This window comes from Pseudomonas sp. LBUM1643 (assembly GCF_059716215.1).
Map to the genome: position 1 here is coordinate 5,124,520 of NZ_CP166813.1, position 18,713 is coordinate 5,143,232.

At 58.8% G+C, this 18,713-nt stretch carries 17 protein-coding genes and 1 pseudogene; 12 read left to right on the plus strand and 6 right to left on the minus strand.

Annotated features, from left to right (window positions below):
• Positions 1 to 28: 28 nt before the first annotated feature.
• The gene (locus tag ACA063_RS23105) at positions 29 to 1,516 is read right to left on the minus strand and encodes a helicase HerA-like domain-containing protein (protein WP_497663504.1); all 1,488 of its coding nucleotides are present in this window, start codon (positions 1,514 to 1,516) and stop codon (positions 29 to 31) included.
• Between the two features lie 170 nt (positions 1,517 to 1,686).
• On the opposite strand from ACA063_RS23105, the pseudogene ACA063_RS23110 reads away from it, so the two are divergent.
• The 5 genes and pseudogenes from ACA063_RS23110 to gpgF form a co-directional block, all read left to right on the plus strand.
• Positions 1,687 to 2,718: pseudogene (locus ACA063_RS23110) on the plus strand (HAMP domain-containing protein); the annotation flags it as partial.
• Between the two features lie 93 nt (positions 2,719 to 2,811).
• Positions 2,812 to 3,576 (plus strand): methyl-accepting chemotaxis protein, encoded by a 765-nt coding sequence (locus ACA063_RS23115; RefSeq protein WP_497666574.1) that lies wholly within the window; start codon positions 2,812 to 2,814, stop codon positions 3,574 to 3,576.
• Between the two features lie 158 nt (positions 3,577 to 3,734).
• Complete coding sequence (gpgS, locus tag ACA063_RS23120) at positions 3,735 to 4,856, plus strand: N-acetylglucosaminyl phosphatidylglycerol synthase (RefSeq protein ID WP_497663505.1); 1,122 nt, start codon at positions 3,735 to 3,737, stop codon at positions 4,854 to 4,856.
• Positions 4,849 to 5,625 carry an N-acetylglucosaminyl phosphatidylglycerol deacetylase gene (gene gpgD / locus ACA063_RS23125; RefSeq protein ID WP_497663506.1) on the plus strand — a complete coding sequence of 259 codons (777 nt, stop codon included), beginning with the start codon at positions 4,849 to 4,851 and terminating at the stop codon, positions 5,623 to 5,625. Before gpgS ends, gpgD begins: the two co-directional genes overlap by 8 nt.
• Positions 5,622 to 6,617 carry a glucosaminyl phosphatidylglycerol flippase gene (gene gpgF, locus ACA063_RS23130; RefSeq protein ID WP_497663507.1) on the plus strand — a complete coding sequence of 332 codons (996 nt, stop codon included), beginning with the start codon at positions 5,622 to 5,624 and terminating at the stop codon, positions 6,615 to 6,617. Before gpgD ends, gpgF begins: the two co-directional genes overlap by 4 nt.
• 564 nt (positions 6,618 to 7,181) lie before the next feature.
• Here gpgF and ACA063_RS23135 read toward each other — a convergent pair.
• A complete protein-coding gene (locus tag ACA063_RS23135; protein ID WP_497663508.1) occupies positions 7,182 to 7,361 on the minus strand; it encodes a hypothetical protein in 180 nt (59 codons plus the stop codon).
• Between the two features lie 87 nt (positions 7,362 to 7,448).
• Positions 7,449 to 8,297: a formyltetrahydrofolate deformylase gene (gene purU / locus ACA063_RS23140; protein WP_462021485.1), complete on the minus strand. Its 849-nt coding sequence runs from the start codon at positions 8,295 to 8,297 to the stop codon at positions 7,449 to 7,451.
• A gap of 338 nt (positions 8,298 to 8,635) precedes the next feature.
• Here purU and mvaT point away from each other — a divergent pair, with 338 nt between their 5' ends.
• The gene (gene mvaT, locus ACA063_RS23145; protein ID WP_007933316.1) at positions 8,636 to 9,013 is read left to right on the plus strand and encodes a histone-like nucleoid-structuring protein MvaT; all 378 of its coding nucleotides are present in this window, start codon (positions 8,636 to 8,638) and stop codon (positions 9,011 to 9,013) included.
• Between the two features lie 98 nt (positions 9,014 to 9,111).
• On the opposite strand, the gene sbcB is transcribed toward mvaT, so the two are convergent.
• Positions 9,112 to 10,542, minus strand: a complete 1,431-nt coding sequence (sbcB, locus tag ACA063_RS23150) for an exodeoxyribonuclease I (protein ID WP_497663509.1) — start codon at positions 10,540 to 10,542, stop codon at positions 9,112 to 9,114.
• Positions 10,543 to 10,725: 183 nt separating this feature from the next.
• Between sbcB and ACA063_RS23155 the strand changes: the two genes are divergently transcribed.
• From ACA063_RS23155 to ACA063_RS23180, 6 genes are read left to right on the plus strand one after another with little or no spacing between them, the layout of a single operon-like run.
• The gene (locus ACA063_RS23155) at positions 10,726 to 11,451 is read left to right on the plus strand and encodes an RDD family protein (RefSeq protein WP_497663510.1); all 726 of its coding nucleotides are present in this window, start codon (positions 10,726 to 10,728) and stop codon (positions 11,449 to 11,451) included.
• Positions 11,448 to 12,425: a stage II sporulation protein M gene (locus ACA063_RS23160; RefSeq protein ID WP_497663511.1), complete on the plus strand. Its 978-nt coding sequence runs from the start codon at positions 11,448 to 11,450 to the stop codon at positions 12,423 to 12,425. Before ACA063_RS23155 ends, ACA063_RS23160 begins: the two co-directional genes overlap by 4 nt.
• On the plus strand, positions 12,412 to 13,956 hold the full coding sequence (locus tag ACA063_RS23165) for a DUF4129 domain-containing protein (protein ID WP_497663512.1): 1,545 nt from the start codon (positions 12,412 to 12,414) through the stop codon (positions 13,954 to 13,956). The genes ACA063_RS23160 and ACA063_RS23165 overlap by 14 nt, the downstream gene beginning before the upstream one ends.
• Positions 13,957 to 13,970: 14 nt before the next feature.
• A complete protein-coding gene (locus tag ACA063_RS23170) occupies positions 13,971 to 15,116 on the plus strand; it encodes a DUF4350 domain-containing protein (RefSeq protein WP_497666575.1) in 1,146 nt (381 codons plus the stop codon).
• Complete coding sequence (locus tag ACA063_RS23175; RefSeq protein ID WP_497663513.1) at positions 15,113 to 16,114, plus strand: AAA family ATPase; 1,002 nt, start codon at positions 15,113 to 15,115, stop codon at positions 16,112 to 16,114. Before ACA063_RS23170 ends, ACA063_RS23175 begins: the two co-directional genes overlap by 4 nt.
• Positions 16,115 to 16,169: 55 nt before the next feature.
• Positions 16,170 to 17,501 carry a DUF58 domain-containing protein gene (locus ACA063_RS23180; protein ID WP_497663514.1) on the plus strand — a complete coding sequence of 444 codons (1,332 nt, stop codon included), beginning with the start codon at positions 16,170 to 16,172 and terminating at the stop codon, positions 17,499 to 17,501.
• 82 nt (positions 17,502 to 17,583) lie between these two features.
• On the opposite strand, the gene ACA063_RS23185 is transcribed toward ACA063_RS23180, so the two are convergent.
• On the minus strand, positions 17,584 to 17,943 hold the full coding sequence (locus ACA063_RS23185) for a PilZ domain-containing protein (RefSeq protein WP_497663515.1): 360 nt from the start codon (positions 17,941 to 17,943) through the stop codon (positions 17,584 to 17,586).
• 232 nt (positions 17,944 to 18,175) lie between these two features.
• On the minus strand, positions 18,176 to 18,550 hold the full coding sequence (locus ACA063_RS23190; protein WP_497663516.1) for a tetratricopeptide repeat protein: 375 nt from the start codon (positions 18,548 to 18,550) through the stop codon (positions 18,176 to 18,178).
• Positions 18,551 to 18,713 lie beyond the last annotated feature (163 nt).

Here is an 18,713-nt window from a genome sequence, read left to right on the forward strand (position 1 = left end):
CAGGTCGCGTTCGGACGATCTTTTGCTTTTAGCGTTTTTTGCTGCCACCCAGCAGCGACCCCATTAACCCGCGCACCAATTGTCGGCCCAACTGGTTAGCCGCCTGTCGCATCGCTGATTTCAGTGCCTGCCCTGCAGCAGTGCCGAGAAACTCCCCGGCCTTGTCGGTAAAGCTAGGCTCTTCAGCGGCAGGTTTGCCCGGCACGGCTTCGGGCTCGGGCGACAATCCCTTGCGCCCCATCAATATTTCATAGGCCGATTCGCGATCGATCGGTTTGTCGTAACGCCCCTTGAACGGCGACCCTGCAATGAGCACTGTGCGCTCCGTCTCGGTCAACGGCCCGATCCGCGATTGCGGTGGCGCGATCAGCACCCGCTGGACCATCTCCGGCGTGCCCTTGGCCTGCAACGTACCGACCAGCGCCTCGCCGATGCCCAGCTCCGTCAACACTGCCAAGGCATCGAATGCCGGGTTCGGGCGGAAACCCTCAGCCACCGCTCGCAGTGATTTCTGCTCCTTGGCGGTGAACGCGCGCAAGCCATGCTGGATGCGCAGGCCAAGCTGAGCCAGCACATCATCCGGCAGATCGCCCGGCGATTGGGTGACGAAATACACTCCGACACCTTTCGAGCGAATCAGCCGCACCACTTGTTCCAGGCGGTCCTGCAAGGCTTTGGGTGTGCCGGCGAACAACAGGTGCGCTTCGTCGAAAAACAGCGCCAGCAGCGGTTTGTCCGCATCGCCGCGTTCCGGCAGTTGCTCGAACAGCTCGGCCAGCAGCCACAGCAGGAACGTCGCGTAGACCTTCGGCGCCTCGTGCACCAGGCGGCTGGCATCAAGCAGGTGAATGCGCCCGCGACCATCGGCGGCCGGCTGCAATATGTCTTCGAGTTGCAGGGCAGGCTCGCCAAACAGCGCTTCCGCCCCCTGCTGCTCGAGCGTTGCCAGGCGCCGCAATAATGCCTGGCTGGAACCGGTGGTCATCAGTGCGGCGTCATCACCCAATGACTCCGGATGGTCGCGCAGGTGATTGAGCAGCGCCTTCAGATCCTTGAGATCCAGCAACAACAGGCCTTCACGGTCGGCCACCTTAAACGCGGCATACAGCGCCGACTGCTGACTGTCAGTCAGTTCCAGCAAGCTGCCCAACAGCAACGGGCCCATCTCGCTCAAGGTCGTGCGCAACGGGTGACCCGACTGGCCATGGATATCCCACAACGTCACCGGATACGCCTGAGGTGTGTAGTTCAGCCAGGGCATCCCGGCGATCCGCTCGGCGATCTTGCCCTGTGGGTTTGCGGCAGCGCCCAGCCCGCACAGGTCGCCTTTGATATCCGCCGCGAACACCGCCACGCCGGCATCGCTGAAGGCTTCAGCCAGGCGTTGCAAGGTGACGGTTTTGCCGGTCCCGGTAGCGCCGGCGACCAGACCATGACGGTTTGCCAGACGCATCGCCTGGGCGATCGGCTGCCCCGCGAGATCGGCACCGATAACGAGTTGCAAGGAGTCAGGCATTTTGTCACCCATGGTTAATCTTTGATCCTTCACGGCCGATAAAAAACTAATCGCGTAGGAATATCCCTACTAAGAGGTCGGAATTTTCCGCTTGTGTTAACCCCAACCCCTTTCGCGTTCCTTTATAAAAGCACGCCCTTGACATTAAGACCTTAGCGGAACCCCAAGCCATGAACAAAAATCTGCGTTTCAGCCATAAAATACTGCTTGCCGCCGCGCTCATTGTCATCGCCGCCTTCGCCTCGTTCACGCTGTACAACGACTACTTGCAGCGTACCGCCATCCGCGAAGACCTGGACAACTACCTCACTGAAATGGGCGATGTCACCGCCAGCAACATTCAGACCTGGTTGACCGGCCGCATCCTGTTGATCGACAACCTTGCCCAGAACATCGCCCTCAACCCCGAGCGGTCCACGGTTGACAGCCTGCTCGAGCAGAAAGCCCTGACATCGACCTTCATGGCGTCCTACCTCGGCGATGCCACCGGCAGCTTCAGCATTCGCCCGGACGCGAAAATGCCCGCAGGTTTCGATCCGCGCGTGCGCCCTTGGTACAAAGGCGCCGAAAGCAGCAACACCGCAACGCTGACCGAACCTTACGTCGATGCCGCCACGGGTCAAACCATCATTTCCATCGCCAGCGCTTCGAAAAAGGCCGGTCAGAGTATTGGCGTGGTCGGTGGCGACCTGAGCCTGCAAACCCTGATCGACACCCTCAGCGCCCGGGATTTCGATGGGATGGGCTACGCATTCCTGGTCAGCGCCGACGGCAAGATCCTGGTGCACCCGGACAAATCGCTGGTGATGAAATCGTTGAGCGAGGCCTATCCACGCAACACGCCGCGTATCAGCAGCGAATTCAGCGAAGTGGAAGTGGATGGCAAGACCCGCATCGTCAACTTCACCCCCGTCAAAGGCCTGCCTTCGGTGAACTGGTACATCGGTTTATCGGTGGATAAAGAAAAAGCCTTCTCGATGCTCAGCGAATTTCGCACCTCGGCCGTCGTTGCGACCCTTATTGCCGTGGCGATCATCATTGCCTTGCTAAGCATGCTGATCCGCATTCTGATCCAGCCGCTGCATGTCATGACCCGCGCCATGGAAGACATTGCCGACGGTGAAGGCGATCTGACCAAGCGCCTGACCATCCAGAACAACGACGAGTTTGGTGTCCTCGGCACCGCATTCAACCGCTTTGTGGAACGTATTCACGGTTCGATCCGGGAAGTTTCATCGGCCACGGGCCAGGTCAACGAAGTGGCCCTGCGCGTACTGGCCGCTTCAAACTCGTCGATGTTCAACTCTGACCAGCAAGCCTCTCGTACGAGCAGCGTAGCCGCGGCGATCAACCAGCTCGGCGCCGCCACCCAGGAAATCGCCCGCAACGCTGCACAGGCCTCGAGTCAGGCCAGCGACGCCCGCAACCTGGCCGAAGACGGCCAGCAAGTGGTAGACCGCAGCATTGCCGCGATGAATCAGCTGTCGAGCATGCTCAGCGCGTCGAGCACCAATATCGAATCGCTGAACAGCAAAACCGTGAACATCGGCCAGATTCTTGAAGTGATCACCAGCATCTCCCAGCAAACCAACCTGCTGGCCCTCAACGCGGCGATCGAAGCAGCGCGAGCGGGTGAAGCGGGACGTGGTTTTGCAGTGGTGGCCGATGAAGTGCGCAACCTGGCGCATCGCACCCAGGAATCAGCGCAACAGGTTCAGACCATGATCGAGGAGCTGCAAGTCGGCGCCCGTGAATCCGTCAGCAACATGAGCGACAGCCAGCGCCACAGCCAGGACAGCGTGGACATCGCCAACCTCGCCGGCGAACGCTTGAACAGCGTCACCTTGCGCATTGGCGAAATCGACGGCATGAACCAGTCGGTGGCCACCGCGACCGAAGAACAGACGGCGGTGGTTGAATCGATCAACGTCGACATCACGGAGATCAATACGCTGAACCAGGAAGGCGTGGAAAACCTGCAATCGACGTTGCGTGCGTGTTCCGACCTTGAACAGCAGGCGGCGCGCTTGAAACAGCTGGTGGGTAGTTTCCGTATCTAGAACGGCTGACGACCCTGTGGGCAAGCGGGCGGCGATCCGGCTTGCCCGCGATGGCGGTCCTGCACTCGCCGCACCGTCCTGACCCTGTAACCAGCAAACCCCAACCGAACATCTATCCTTCATAAAGGTCAACCAAGGGAGAACAACGGACCGGAGGGATGCTCATCGTGCATATCGCTGACATAACCATGTTCTACGCCCCTGCCAGCGGTGGCGTGCGCACGTATCTGGATGCCAAACACCGACGCCTGGGCATCAAGCCCGGCATTCGCCACAGCCTGCTGATCCCCGGTGCCCACCTGAGCGAACGGGATGGCATTTTCACCGTTCCCGCTCCCGCCCTGCCCTTCGGCAAGGGCTACCGTTTTCCCGTACGTTTGGCTCCGTGGCGAAACGTCCTGCAGGATTTGCAGCCTGATCTCATAGAGGTCGGCGATCCGTACCTCACCGCCTGGGCTGCTTTAGATGCGAAGCGTCAACTGGATGTGCCGGTGATTGGTTTCTATCACTCCGACTTGCCGCTGCTGTGCAGCAATCGCATGGGCAACTGGGTGACCCCGAATGTCGAAGCCTACGTCAGCAAACTTTATGGCAACTTCGACCGGGTGCTGGCGCCGAGCCAGGTCATGGCTGACAAACTCAAGGGGCTTGGGGTCAAGAATGTTTACGTCCAGCCCCTGGGAGTCGACCTGCAAACATTCAATCCTGCCGCAAGGGATCCGGAACTGCGGGCCGAACTGGGCATTGCTGAAGAAACCCATTTGCTGATTTTTGCCGGGCGCGGTTCCAAGGAAAAGAACCTGCCGGTGCTGCTCGATTGCATGAAGCTGCTAGGTGCTCGCTATCATCTGCTACTGGTCGGCTCGTCCATGCCGGCAGTCGTGCCGGATAACGTCACCGTCGTCGATGAGTTCTGCCCGGCTGTACAGGTGGCGCGATTGTTAGCCAGTGCCGATGCGCTGGTGCATGCCGGCGACCAGGAAACCTTCGGCCTGGTCATTCTGGAGGCCATGGCCAGCGGCATCCCGGTCATCGCCGTTGACGCTGGTGCATTTAAGGAGATCGTCACTGATCAATGTGGCTTGCTCTGCGCCCCGAACAATTCGTCGGCGATGGCCAGTGCGGTCCGCGAACTGTTCCACTCAGGCAGTTCAGAGCTTGGAAAAAAAGCCCGCGCCCATGTCGAACAGCATTACGCCTGGGACACCGTGGTCAATAGCCTTCTGGGGCACTACCATGCCGTGCTCGGCAACCACTGGCCGCAGGCGTCCAATGGATAAAGCCATGAATGCGACCAGCCTGTTATTGGTGCTGCACGATGTCGCACCGCAAACCTGGGCCGACTACCAACCTTTCGTTGAAGCCGTCGACGCCTTGGGTGATGTGCCGATGACCTGGTTGGTCGTGCCCGATTTCCACCGGCACAACAGTCTCGATGCTCACCCGCAGTTCCGGCAAATGCTCACCCATCGCGTCGCCCGAGGTGACGAACTGGCTCTTCACGGCTACTTTCATTGCGATGACGGCACGAAACCGAGTCATCCACGGGAGTGGTTCATGCGTCGGATCTACACCCATGAAGGTGAGTTCTACACCCTGTCCGAACAGGCGGCCCTTGCCCGATTACGCGCAGGCATCGAACTGTTTGATCGCTACAACTGGCCGCTTCATGGCTTTGTCGCGCCGGCCTGGCTGATGAGCGAGGGGACGCGCGAGGCATTGCGCCAGTTACCGCTGAGCTACACCAGCGACCCGCAGCACCTGTATCGCTTGCCGGACTTCAGCACCGTCGATGCGCCCGGACTGGTCTGGAGCGCGCGTAGCCCATGGCGCCGGAGGGTTTCGAAGTGGGTTTGCGATCAGCGTGAACAACGTTGGCGGCATGCACCCGTGATTCGCCTTGGTTTGCATCCAGTGGACATGCGTCATGGGTTTTCACGCACTTATTGGCTACAAACCCTTAAACGACTGCTCGATGAAGGCCGCGTCCCCATGACCAAAGCCCGCTGGCTTGAACTGCAAAACCAGCGCATCGGTCGCGCGGCATGAGTCGCGGAATTCTTCTGCTCGTCGCGCTGCTGGTTGCGGTGCTGATCCCCTCCCTGCTGGGAGGAAACGAAACCTGGTACCGGCTGCGTAATTTCCCGTTGTATTGGCTTCTCATCATGTTCGGCATGATCCTGCTGTGCTGGGTGCTTAACACCCTGCGTTTACGTCTATTGCTGGGCGATCAGCGCGACAAGGTGGGCCGGGTGAAAAGCCTCGGCGTGGTGATGGCCGCCGAATTCGCTTATTGCGCCACACCCGGGGGCAGTGGTGGACCGCTGACGATCATGGCACTGCTCGCACGTAACGGCGTCCGACCGGCCAGGGGCAGCGCTGTATTTGCGATGGACCAGTTAAGTGACCTGGTGTTTTTTCTCTGTGCGCTCAGCGGAATCCTGATTTATGCACTGTTCCAGCACCTGAGCCAGCGCATGGAGTGGCTGCTGATGGTCAGCGCCCTCTCGATGTTCGGCGGTCTGGTCAGTTGCGTAGTTGTGGCTCGCTACCACCGCTTGCTGATTCGCCTGACCGGTCGTTTGCTCGCACGTCTCAACGTCAATGCCACCACGCGCCTGCGATGGGCGCGAAAACTCCTGCACTTTCTGGCCGCGTTCACTGACACATTGAAGCTACCCCGCAAGACATTGATCACGGTGTTTGCACTGACTTGCCTGCATTGGGCTCTGCGGTACAGCGTGTTGTACCTGGCACTTCGCGGCCTGGGCGCAGACCTGCAATGGGCCTGGACCTTTTTGATCCAGATGCTCTCCCTCAGCGCGGGGCAATTCAGCCTGTTACCGGGCGGCGCCGGAGCGGCAGAACTGACCTCAGCAGCGCTGCTGGCACCCATGGTGGGTAAATCAACTGCCGCAGCGGCGATTCTGATCTGGCGGGCGGTGACCTACTACTTCTATCTACTGGTGGGCGGGCCGGTGTTCCTGTTGATGCTGGGCAGACCGCTGTTGAAGAAATTGATGAGGGTCAAGCAGGCGTAGGGGAGAGTTGGGTTGTATCGGGGCGAATTGAGGAGCCTTCAAGGCCGCCATCGCCGGCAAGCCATCTCCCACAGTTTGATCCGTGGAAATCTGGAAGAAACCTGTCGGCTGTCAGGCCGCCTCGCTTTGGCATTTGATCTGCTTTTGATTTTGATTTTCTTGCCCCCTCGGCAGGCCGAGCGCAGGTTCTGCGCAGTGGGCAACCCGGCATGGATGCCGGGTTAGCCGCGCACGGCCATGGATGGCCGATCGCGGCGGGCCCACGGAGCAGGACCGGAGCGAGGGAATGCCGAGCCCAGGCGAGGCACCGGACGAAAGGGGCAAGAGCGTTTGGTTACTTGGCGCTTCTCCAAGTGACTCGCTGTAAGAGCGAAACCAATAGAAGCCGTAACCGCAGGAATGGATATGTACACTATCAAGAATTTCACCGCCGACCAGGACGCCATCGCCGGCAGGCCAGCTCCCACAGTTTGATCCGGATACATCCGAAGAAAAGGGTCGACTATCAGGACGCCATCGCCGGCAAGCCAGCCCCTACAGTTGATCCGGGTAAATGATCGACTATCAGCTATCCCCCTCAGGCAACCGCTCAGGCTTCGGATGCAACGCGTCCCACAACTGCGCCGCCCCTGGAAACTCCGTACCATTCTCCGCGCTCAATTCTTCAGGATCATAACGACTCAAACACCCCTCCCCCAACGTAGCGGGCGCTTTGGAAGTTGCTTTATCAAGTGGATCAGCCATCAACAAATCCTCAAGTCAGAAACGGCAAAGGGCCTGAAGCGATTGAACGCCCAGGCCCTTCGAATTTCAACACGAATCCGATAGCGGTCAGAAAACCACAGTCTTGTTACCGTGAACCAACACGCGGTCTTCCAAGTGATAACGCAGGCCACGGGCCAACACCATCTTCTCCACATCGCGACCGAAACGCACCATGTCTTCAATGCTGTCGCTGTGGCTGACGCGAACCACGTCCTGCTCGATGATAGGACCAGCGTCCAGCTCTTCGGTCACATAGTGACAGGTAGCGCCAATCAACTTCACGCCGCGCATGGACGCCTGGTGATACGGCTTGGCCCCGACAAACGACGGCAGGAAGCTGTGGTGAATGTTAATGACCTTGTGCGCGTACTCGCTGCACAATTCCGGTGGCAGGATTTGCATGTAACGGGCAAGTACCACCACTTCAGCATCGTGCTGTTTGACCAGGCGCGAGACCTCGGCGAATGCCGGTTCCTTATCCTGCGGATTGACCGGTACGTGGTAGTAAGGAATACCGTGCCACTCGACCATGCTGCGCAAGTCGTCGTGGTTGGAAATCACGCAGGAGATTTCGCAGTCCAGTTCATCACTGTGCCAGCGGTGCAGCAAATCGGCCAGGCAGTGGGATTCACGGCTGGCCATCAAGACAACGCGCTTCTTCTGCGCGGTATCGGTAATGCGCCAGTTCATCGAGAACTCTTCGGCAATCGGCGCAAACGCTTCGCGAAAGGCTTCGAGACCGAAGGGCAGCGAGTCGGCACGAATTTCGTGACGCATGAAGAACCAGCCACTGAGATTGTCCGAGTGATGGCTCGCTTCAGTGATCCAGCCGTTATGTGACGCCAGAAAGTTACTGACTTTAGCAACGATGCCGACGCGGTCCGGGCAAGCAATCACCAGCCGAAAAGTGCGCATGAGGGGGAGACTCCAGAACTTCGCAAAGGCCGCCATTCTAGCGATTGCGCAGCAAAACTGCAGTATTGATGATGCCTTGCCGTGCAAGCGGGCGCTAAAAGAGATTCTGCTGACATAGACGACCCGCGCGATGGTGCTCTTGTGGCGGTTATTCAAGAGTCAATTGTGAATATTCGTTAAGCACGATTCACTAATAATTAACTGCGCACCGGGTTAATGCCCTGTTAGCCGTAAGTGAATTAAATAAAACGACGGTTAAATGTTTACTTGATGAAACACCCTGACTATTATTGGCCCACTGTCACCTGCTATCCAGCGCCCAACATAAGGTAGTCACCATGTCCTTGATCAACGAATATCGCGCCACCGAAGAAGCTATCAAAGAGCTGCAAGCCCGTTTGAAGAACCTGTCCCAAGACGACAAACTGCAAACCGAGCTGGAATTCGAAGGCAAACTGCGCACCTTGATGGGCGAATACTCCAAGTCCCTGCGCGATATCATTGCGCTGCTGGACCCAGAATCCAAAACCAAAGCACCACGTGGCGGCGCAGTAAAAACTACTGGCACCAAGCGCGCTCGCAAAGTTAAACAATACAAAAACCCGCACAACGGCGAAGTCATCGAAACCAAAGGTGGCAACCACAAGACTCTGAAAGAGTGGAAAGCCAAGTGGGGCGGTGACGTGGTTGAAGGCTGGGCAACTCTGCTGGGCTAAGCCGCAGAGCTGTCGCGGACTGATCTGCGATAGAAAAGAACGCCAGCTGACGCTGGCGTTTTTTTATGCCCGGCATTCAAGCCCGGGCATGTTCGTTTTCAAAGATTCAAACGAACGCGTAATGCCTGGACATATTTCTGCCATTCATCGAGCACCGCTCGCTGGGAAGGTGTTGCAGTAAGCATCAACTGGGCTGCGGCTTCTGCAAAAGAATCCAGCGTATTCGGCGCTCCCCACTCGGGTGCCGACAAACGTTGCTGACAGAATAATTGCCAACGTTCCTGCTCTGGGATACTCAAGGTATCGGGGAAGTTACGGGCGCGATATCGAAACAATAATTCAGGCAAGCGTTCATCATCGAACGGCCACTGTTGTTGTGCTAATTGCGCCGGGTCTGCCACCCGGACTTGCTCACATAGACGACGATCCCGATCACCGATAAAACCATCGTATAACTGTTGCTCAGGATCCTCGCTTTGGGCGAAGTCCTCGCGGGCATAGATGGCCTGAACTTTATCTTTCCAAACATCTTGTGCGTCACTTAGCCGCAGTGCACGTGCCTGATAAAGCGCCATATCCAGCCCAAGACGTTGCTGGTCTTGCGTACGCAGAACCGCCAACGGTGCAACCACCGGACATTTGTTGATGTGTATGAGTTTGAGAGGCACCGGCAACTCGCCGCCCTGCAGATCATCTCGTCGGGTGTACAGCCGCTGGCGCAAGGACTCGGCGTCCAGGTCGAGCAGACCCTCAGGGTCCAGGTGCAAATCGCAGACAATCAAGGCGTTTTTGTTGCGCGGGTGCCAAGCCAGCGGCAACACCACCCCGACATAATGACGCGCCGCCGAAAAGCGACCCGATATGTGCACCATCGGCTGCAACAGTCGAATCTGATCCATCACTTTCTGCTTGCTGCGCAACTGGAACAACCAGTCATAGAGCTTCGGCTGCTTTTCCCGTATCAGGCGCGCCAGGGCTATGGTGGCCCGAACGTCCGACAGCGCTTCGTGGGCATGGCCATGATCGATGCCATTGGCAGCGCTCAGGCGTTCAAGCTTGAGCGTCACCCGCCCCTCTTCGTCCGTCGGCCATTCCAGGCCATCCGGGCGCAAGGCATAGGCGGCGCGCACGACATCGATCAAGTCCCAGCGGCTGTTACCGCTCTGCCACTCGCGTGCATAGGGGTCAAAGAAGTTTCGATACAAGCTGTAACGGGTCATCTCGTCATCGAAACGCAAGGTGTTGTACCCGGCGCCACAGGTGCCGGGAGCTGCCAGTTGGGTATGCACGCGGGTCATGAAGTCGGCCTCGCTCAACCCCTTTTCGGCCAGGCAACTCGGCGTGATTCCCGTGATTGCACAGGCCGCAGGATGAGGCAGGATGTCTTCGCTGGGCTGGCAGTAAAGATTGACCGGCTCGTCAATTTCATTCAAATCGAAGTCGGTACGAATACCCGCGACTTGCAGCGGACGGTCGCAGCGAGGGTTGATGCCAGTGGTTTCATAGTCGTACCAGAAGATGGAGGTCACGGGCTATTCCTGAACTGAAGATCGGCAAAGTCTAGGCGTTCACCTCCCGCCCCGGCCAGCATTCTTGTGATTCAGTCATCTCCCGTTACTCACGGCCCGTTACATAGTGATGTCGTTCCCCCCCGAGAGACTGCTAGCATCGGACGCACATCGAATCCCGAACAGGCCACACCAAGGTTGCCCATGCTCGAGACCACAGCACTGCCAAGGAAAGCGACGCTGTCCCCGCCACTGGATACGCGGCACCAGGTCGAAACGCCGGAAGGCATCGACTTGCCATTGCGGCCGGCCGGGCTAATGGTGCGAGCGGTGGCGTTCTCCATCGATCTGGCGCTGCGCGGGCTGATTCTGGGCCTGCTGTTTATCGTGTTGGCGTTTATGGGGAAGCTGGGTGCAGGGCTGGGTTCCATCCTGCTTTTTATGGTGAGTTGGTGGTACATGGTCCTGTTTGAAGTACTCAATCAAGGCCGTTCACCGGGCAAGCAATGCATGGGCCTGCGGGTGGTGCAAGACGATGGCACACCCGTTGGCTGGTCCGCGTCCTTGCTGCGCAACCTGCTGCGATTCGTCGATATGCTGCCGTTCGGTTACTTCCTCGGCGCCATCAGTTGCCTGCAGCACCCCACCTTCAAACGCCTCGGTGATCTCGCCGCCGGCACCCTTGTGATCTACCGCGAACAACCCCTCACCCGACCGCAACTGGCTGACGTCGAACCCCGACGACCCGCCGTGCCACTGACGCTGGTCGAGCAACGCGCCATTCTTGGATTCGCCGAACGCCAACCTGAGCTTTCCGAGGCGCGGATCAATGAACTCGCTTCCATCCTGGTGCAACCGTTACACCTTCCCGCATCAAAGTCTGTCGTCGAACTCAACGGGATCGCCCGTGGCTTGTTGGGCCCCGCATGAAGCAAAGTCTTTTCGAGAGTCGGCACAAAGCCGAATGGGAGCGATTTTCGCTGACGCTTGATGCCTTGGAACGGGGCGGAAAAACGTCTCGGGCTGGCAGCTTTCCAAGCGATTATCGGCGCCTCTGCTGCCAACTGGCCCTGGCTCAGGAACGCGGCTACAGCAGTTTCCTCATCGACTCGCTGCAGCAACAAGTCCTGCGTGGTCATCAACAGCTTTATCGACATCGCAGCCAACTGGGTACCCATGCACTGGCGTTCATATTGGCGGACTTTCCCCGACTGGTGCGCGCGCAATGGCGTTTTGTGCTGGCGGCCGGCCTGCTTTTCTTTGGCAGCCTGATCGGCTTCGCGCTGTTGGTTTATCTGTTCCCGGACCTGGTCTACAACCTGATCCCGGTCGAGCAGGTCAGTCAGATGCAAAGCATGTACGACCCCGATGGCGGTCACTTGGGTCGTTCAGCGGAACGAGCCGCCAGCGAAGACTGGGTCATGTTCGGTTACTACATCATGCACAACATCGGCATTGCCTTTCAGACCTTCGCCAGTGGTGTGCTGTTTGGCCTGGGCAGTGCGTTTTTCCTGGTTTACAACGGCTTGATGATTGGCGCGGTGGCCGGGCATCTCACGCAGATCGGCTATGGGCAAACCTTCTGGTCATTCGTGATCGGCCATGGTGCTTTCGAACTCACCGCCATCGCCCTGGCCGGTGCCGCAGGCCTGCAACTGGGCTGGGCGTTAATTGCGCCGGGTCGTCTGCCTCGCGTCGAAGCCTTGCGACAGGCGGCGCGCAAAAGCGTGCTGCTGATTTGCGGGGTCATGTTGTTTCTGCTGATTGCCGCCTTTATCGAAGCGTACTGGTCGTCGATGACCGCGCCCGCGCCCTTCATCAAATACCTGGTCGGTGCACTGCTCTGGATATTGGTGGCTATGTATTTGCTGTTTGCCGGACGGACTCGCCATGCGTCTGAGTGATGCAAGCGTAGTCATCCGTCCCCGCAACCACTGGGAAGCCATGGACCTTGGCGTACTTCTCAGTCAGCGCCACCGACGCCTGTTGATGACCAGTTGGGCAATCGTGACCTTGCCGATCTTCGCGTTGCTGAGTTGGGCGTTGTGGGATTCGCCATCGCTCGCCGTGTTCATCTTCTGGTGGCTGAAACCGGCGTTCGAACGCCTGCCGCTGTACATCCTCTCCAAAGCCATGTTCGGTGAAACACCCACCCTGAAACAGGCACTGCACCAATGGCCGCACTTGCTAAAACCACAACTGCTGGCCAGCCTGACCTGGCGACGCCTCAGTTTGAGTCGCAGCTTTCTAATGCCCGTGGTGCAACTCGAAGGCTTGAGCGGTCAGGCGCGGCAACAGCGTTTGCAGGTGCTGTTGCAGCGTAATGCAGGCGCCGCCCAGTGGCTGACGATCATCGGCGTGCATCTGGAAAGTGCGTTGTGGATCGGTCTGATGGTGCTGTTCTACCTGTTACTGCCGCAACAAATCGAACTCGACTGGAGCTGGCAAACCTTGATTACTGCCACGCAGCAGGACTGGCGGTGGCTGGAACACCTGACGAATGCCTTTTACGTCCTGGTGCTGGTGGTGTGGGAACCGATTTATGTCGCCTGCGGTTTCAGCCTTTACCTGAACCGGCGCACGGTGCTGGAAGCCTGGGATATCGAACTGGTGTTCCGTCGATTGCGCCAGCGTCTGGCGAACACCGCGGGGGTCCTGCTGATGGCGGCGCTTCTGTGGGTTCCGGCTATGCAAACCACGTGGGCAGCTGAGCCGGTCATATCACCTGACACCCCGCGCCTGCTGGAGCAACCGCTCACCAGCCAGGCCTCTCGGGACAGCATCAAGGCGCTTCTCGATCAACCACCGTTCAAAAACAAGGAGAGTGTCACTCGTTATCGCTTCGGCGAAGAAAACCCCACCGCCGAAAATGCTGGCGATGACAAGCTACCGGCATGGCTGAGGGCACTTCTCAAGTTGCTGGATACTCAACGCTTCGGCACAGTCGCCACGCTGATTGAAGTCTTCTTGTGGGGGACGCTGATCGGCGCAGTGGCGCTGGTCATCTGGCGCTACCGCGACTGGCTGAATACCTTCGTCAGCCGGCGATCGAGTACCACGAAAAAAATCGACCGCCCTTTGCCGCAGCAGGCATTCGGCCTCGACCTCGCCCGGGAAACGCTGCCCGCCGATATCGCCGCCAGTGCCGAAAACCTTTGGCAGAGTCACCCTCGAGAAGCGCTCGGCTTGCTCTATCGCGCATTGCTCAGCCATTTGCTGCATGACTACAACATGGCGCTGAAACCCGCCGACACCGAAGGCCAGGTACTTGAGCGCATCGAACGCCTGCAACAACCGGCTCTGCTGGCGTTCAGCAGAAACCTGACCGGACACTGGCAAAACATGGCCTACGGACATCGCCTGCCACCAGGGCCTGCGCAACAGGAACTCTGTGACGGCTGGCGAGCATTGTTCGGTAAGGGAGCCTCGCGTTGAAACGGGCCAGGTTGATGACGATCGGTGCGCTCATCGCTGTGCTGGTGACTGCGCTCGCTGTGTATCTCTACCTCATGGCAACGCCCTATCAGACCGAGATTGATCACGGCCCCGCTCCCGAAGCCCAGGCCAATCCGTACCTGGCTGCCGAGTACTTTTTGCGTAAACAGGGTCTGACCGTTGGCCACGCCGACAGCCTCGACGTACTGCCTACGCTCGATCCGCGCCAGCACAGTCTTTTGCTGTTCGGGGACCGCTACAACATGACCCCACGTCAGATCGACCAAGTGATGAACTGGACACGGGCCGGAGGTCGACTGCTGTTTGTCGCTCAATCGTTATGGGATGACAAAACCGGTCAAAGCAATGACCTGTTGCTCGACCGGGTTCAGTTGCATCAGTCCCTGAGCAAAAACCTCAAGGAACCGCCGCCCGATCTCGACAACGACCGGTTTCCCAAGCTGACCAAGCTGTACCTGGAAAACGAAGACGCACCGGCCTACGCAAGTTTCGACACGGCGTTTCACCTCGAAGACCCGAACAACCTCGCTCAGTCCTGGGCCAACAGCGCCAAGGCCACGCACATGATGCAGCTGAATCACGGGCTCGGCTCAATCATCGTGGTCACCGATGCAGACCTCTGGAAAGCCCCGGCCATCGCACAGTACGACAACGCCTGGCTGCTCTGGTACCTGACCGCTGACACAAGCGTGACCCTGATGTTCAACACCGATCACGACAGCCTGCTGACGTTGCTGCTGCGCTATTTCCCTCAGGCATTGGTGGCCCTTGTGGCGCTGATCGGCCTGGGCTTGTGGCACGTCGGCATGCGCAGCGGTCCCTTGCTTGCCCCGGCACCGAAAGCCCGCCGACAACTTCAGGAACACCTGCGTGCCAGTGCCGATTTCATGCTGCGCCGCAAGGGTCAGACCCACCTGATGCAAGCCCTGCAGCAAGACATCCTTCGGCGTGTCCGGCGCCGTCATCCAGGTTTTGATCAACTCGGCGTTGCCGAGCAATGGCTGGTGCTTTCACGCCTGACCGGCCAACCCACACGCGCTATCAGCCAGGCCATGAGCCCGCGATCGAAGCAACGGCTCAACAACGCCGACTTCAGCCGCCAGGTTGCCCACCTGCAAACCTTGAGGAACGCCTTATGAGTGAACAGATCGAGCCAGGCTCACCCTCCCACGCCGCCCAGCAACGCCAGCGTGCCAGTCAATTGGCCCAGGCGGTTCGTGTCGAATTGCAAAAAGCCGTGATCGGCCAGAACACTGTCATCGACGACGTGCTGACCGCACTGATCGCCGGCGGTCACGTGTTGCTCGAAGGTGTCCCGGGACTGGGCAAAACCCTGCTGGTCCGTGCCCTCGCCCGCTGTTTTGGCGGTGAGTTCGCGCGCATTCAGTTCACCCCGGACCTGATGCCCAGCGACGTCACCGGGCACGCGGTGTACGACTTGCAGACCGAGCAATTCAAACTGCGCAAGGGTCCGTTGTTTACCAACCTGTTGCTGGCCGACGAGATCAACCGCGCCCCGGCGAAAACCCAGGCGGCGTTGCTCGAAGCCATGCAGGAGCGCCAGGTCACCCTCGAAGGTCGCGCCCTGCCCATCGCGCAACCTTTCATGGTGCTCGCCACGCAAAACCCCATCGAACAGGAAGGCACCTACCCGCTGCCCGAAGCCGAACTTGACCGTTTCATGCTCAAGGTCCGCATGGATTACCCCGACGCCGAGGAGGAGCTGAACATGGTCCGCCAGGTCAGCCGTTCCACGCGTGCCGACATGCTCGACGTACAACCGTTGCGCACGGTGTTGCAGGCCAAGGATGTGCTGGCCTTGCAACGCATCGCCAGCGACCTGCCGCTGGACGACCAGGTACTCGATTACGCGGTGCGTCTGGCCCGCACAACCCGAAGCTGGCCAGGTCTCATTCTCGGCGCGGGACCACGGGCATCCATTGCCCTTGTACGTTGCGCCCGGGCGCGCGCCCTGCTGCGCGGTGGCGAATTCGTGATTCCGGACGACATCAAAGGCTGTGCACTGGCCGTATTGCGCCATCGCGTGCGCATTGCACCGGAGCTGGATATCGAAGGGCTTGAGGTCGATCACGTGCTCAGGCAACTGCTGGATCAAGTCCCGGCGCCGCGGCTGTGATCACTGTCGTGCACAAATACCCTGTGGCGAGGGAGCTTGCTCCCGCGGGGCTGCAATGAAACCCTCGCGGCTGCTGCTGATCTGGCTCGCAACGCTGATGGCCATCGGTATTCTGCTGGGCGCATTGCGGGCACTGGGTATCGCGCTGCCCTCGAGCCTTTCACCGATCAACTGGGGCTTGCTGCTGGCGTTGCTGACCTTGGCAATACTCGATGCCATCCGCCTCAGGCGCCTGCCTTCACCGCGCATACGCCGACAAATGCCCGGCACCCTGGCGCTTGGTCGCTGGAGCGAAGTGCGACTGGAGGTCGAGCACGATCTTTTACAACCGATGAGTGCCCAGGTCTTTGATCATGTACCCGACGGCCTGAGCATCGAAAACCTGCCCCTGACATTCGAACTTCAGCCAGGCCCGATCAGCCAGATCGGTTACCGCGTACGCCCATTGAAACGGGGTCACTTTAGCTTCGAACACTGCGAAGTCAGCCTGCCAAGCCCATTGGGCCTGTGGTCAGAAAAACGCCTGCTGAGCGTCAGCGACACCACCCGTGTGTATCCCGACTTCGCCCGTTTCTACGGAGGGCAATTGCTGGCGGTGGATAACTGGCTTAATCAATTGGGGGTACGCCAGCGACAACGTCGCGGCCTGGGCCTGGAGTTTCATCAGCTGCGCGAATTCAGGGAAGGCGACAGCCTGCGTCAGATCGACTGGAAAGCCACCGCCCGCCAGCGCACGCCGATTGCCCGGGAATATCAGGACGAGCGCGATCAACAGATCGTGTTCATGCTCGATTGCGGTCGGCGCATGCGCAGCCAGGACAGCGAACTTGCGCATTTCGATCACGCGCTCAATGCCTGCCTGCTGCTCAGCTACATCGCCCTGCGTCAGGGCGACGCGGTGGGGCTGAGTACGTTTGCCAGCGATCCACCGCGCTACCTCGCACCGGCCAAAGGTAGCGCTCAGCTCAACGTGCTACTCAACACCGTTTACGATCTGGACACCACCCAACGACCCGCGGATTACCAGGCGGCAGCCAGCCAGTTACTGGCACGCCAGAAACGTCGAGGCCTGGTGGTGCTGGTCACCAATCTGCGCGATGAGGACGATGAAGAATTGATGGGTGCCGTGCAACGGTTAAGTAAACAGCATCAGGTATTGGTCGCGAGCTTGCGTGAGGAGGTCCTCGACACCACGCGACAAATGCCGGTGCAAACCCTGGGGGAGGCGTTGACCTATTGCGGCACGGTGGAATACTTGAACGCTCGCGCAGCACTTCAGGAGCGCTTGAGCGCCCATGGCATTCCCGTGATGGACGTGAGGCCGGGCGAGTTGGGACCGGCTATGGTGACGCACTATTTGAACTGGAAGCGTGGTGGGGGCGCTTGAGGTCAAAAGATCGCATCCTGCGGCAGCTTCTACGGGATCGGTAGTCACTCCGAAGTTCGCAGGCCGTGATCTTTAGCCTTTCTCAGGCCGATGCTGGCAATGGCTGAAAGCTGAAATATTGCCTGATTGCGCTGACCAGTTGCCCATATTCCGGCGGCGCCTGCTGAATGCTGAAACCGGCGTCATAGTGATGCGGTGTCGCATCTTCATGACACCACAAACAACACGCCCGCACATCGATGACCTGGTAGACGCCGTCGCCGGCAGGGATTTTCAGGCGCAGATCAAAATCCGCCCCGATCATCATCGGCAAATGGCTGATAAGCATCAGCCCGTCTTCGGACACGTTACCCAGAAAGCCGATTGGCTTGTCAGTGACGCTGTTGAACACTTTGAGAAAATACGGCAGTTGATGCCGCTTGATTCGGCGGTCAGTGAACATGCTGATTTCGCTACGCAAGGCCCTTAAGCAGGACCGCACTAATGCTTCGGAACGGGCCTCTATACGTTAAAGGCGCGCTCTCCCTGATCCTGGTGCGACAGTCTTTGAACCGCTGCCACTTACTTCTGCCGATCACAGGTAGGACATCGACCCGGGGGCAAACCTCCAAAGCCGCATTATTGGACTATAGCTCACTACCGCTGGTCGGCCAGCCATTAAATGACAACTGCAATCAGAACTGCGTCGGACGTACGACAGCGGCAGAACGCATCGGGTAATGCCCCAGGCTCTGCAAGGTTTCCAGCCGTGCGCGGGCACGAAATGCGTACTCGCTTTGCGGGTAGGACGCGATGATGAACTGGTATGTCTGGGCGGCATCGATAAACAGTTTCTGACGCTCAAGGCACTGGCCCCGCATCATCGAGACCTCCGGTTGTACATAGCGCCGGGCACGGCTGGCGCGGTCGACCTTGGACAGTTCGAGCATCACCTGCTCACAGTTGCCTCGGTCATAAGCACTGTAGGCGTTATTCAAATGATGGTTCATCGACCAACGGGTGCAGCCCGTGACACTGAGGGCCAGGGCGGCAATAAGCACGAATCGCATGAAGGTTCTCCTGTCTTGAGCTCTGTATCGACCCGTTGCCCGAAATCTTCAGGTTTGTTCGTTTAAAGATGCAATTGAATAAAAAAACAAAAAAATAAGTAGTGCACTCGAACAATGACTACACCCACGGAGCATAGTAGCCTCTGCTCAGCGCTTGAACTCA

Excerpts from the sequence above, each read along its gene's own strand:
- ACA063_RS23105 (WP_497663504.1), bottom strand. The coding sequence starts at position 1,516 with ATGCCTGACTCCTTGCAACTCGTTATCGGTGCCGATCTCGCGGGGCAG.
- ACA063_RS23115 (WP_497666574.1), top strand. The coding sequence starts at position 2,812 with ATGTTCAACTCTGACCAGCAAGCCTCTCGTACGAGCAGCGTAGCCGCG.
- gpgS (WP_497663505.1), top strand. The coding sequence starts at position 3,735 with ATGCTCATCGTGCATATCGCTGACATAACCATGTTCTACGCCCCTGCC.
- gpgD (WP_497663506.1), top strand. The coding sequence starts at position 4,849 with ATGGATAAAGCCATGAATGCGACCAGCCTGTTATTGGTGCTGCACGAT.
- gpgF (WP_497663507.1), top strand. The coding sequence starts at position 5,622 with ATGAGTCGCGGAATTCTTCTGCTCGTCGCGCTGCTGGTTGCGGTGCTG.
- ACA063_RS23135 (WP_497663508.1), bottom strand. The coding sequence starts at position 7,361 with ATGGCTGATCCACTTGATAAAGCAACTTCCAAAGCGCCCGCTACGTTG.
- purU (WP_462021485.1), bottom strand. The coding sequence starts at position 8,297 with ATGCGCACTTTTCGGCTGGTGATTGCTTGCCCGGACCGCGTCGGCATC.
- mvaT (WP_007933316.1), top strand. The coding sequence starts at position 8,636 with ATGTCCTTGATCAACGAATATCGCGCCACCGAAGAAGCTATCAAAGAG.
- ACA063_RS23155 (WP_497663510.1), top strand. The coding sequence starts at position 10,726 with ATGCTCGAGACCACAGCACTGCCAAGGAAAGCGACGCTGTCCCCGCCA.
- ACA063_RS23160 (WP_497663511.1), top strand. The coding sequence starts at position 11,448 with ATGAAGCAAAGTCTTTTCGAGAGTCGGCACAAAGCCGAATGGGAGCGA.
- ACA063_RS23165 (WP_497663512.1), top strand. The coding sequence starts at position 12,412 with ATGCGTCTGAGTGATGCAAGCGTAGTCATCCGTCCCCGCAACCACTGG.
- ACA063_RS23170 (WP_497666575.1), top strand. The coding sequence starts at position 13,971 with ATGACGATCGGTGCGCTCATCGCTGTGCTGGTGACTGCGCTCGCTGTG.
- ACA063_RS23175 (WP_497663513.1), top strand. The coding sequence starts at position 15,113 with ATGAGTGAACAGATCGAGCCAGGCTCACCCTCCCACGCCGCCCAGCAA.
- ACA063_RS23180 (WP_497663514.1), top strand. The coding sequence starts at position 16,170 with ATGAAACCCTCGCGGCTGCTGCTGATCTGGCTCGCAACGCTGATGGCC.
- ACA063_RS23185 (WP_497663515.1), bottom strand. The coding sequence starts at position 17,943 with ATGTTCACTGACCGCCGAATCAAGCGGCATCAACTGCCGTATTTTCTC.
- ACA063_RS23190 (WP_497663516.1), bottom strand. The coding sequence starts at position 18,550 with ATGCGATTCGTGCTTATTGCCGCCCTGGCCCTCAGTGTCACGGGCTGC.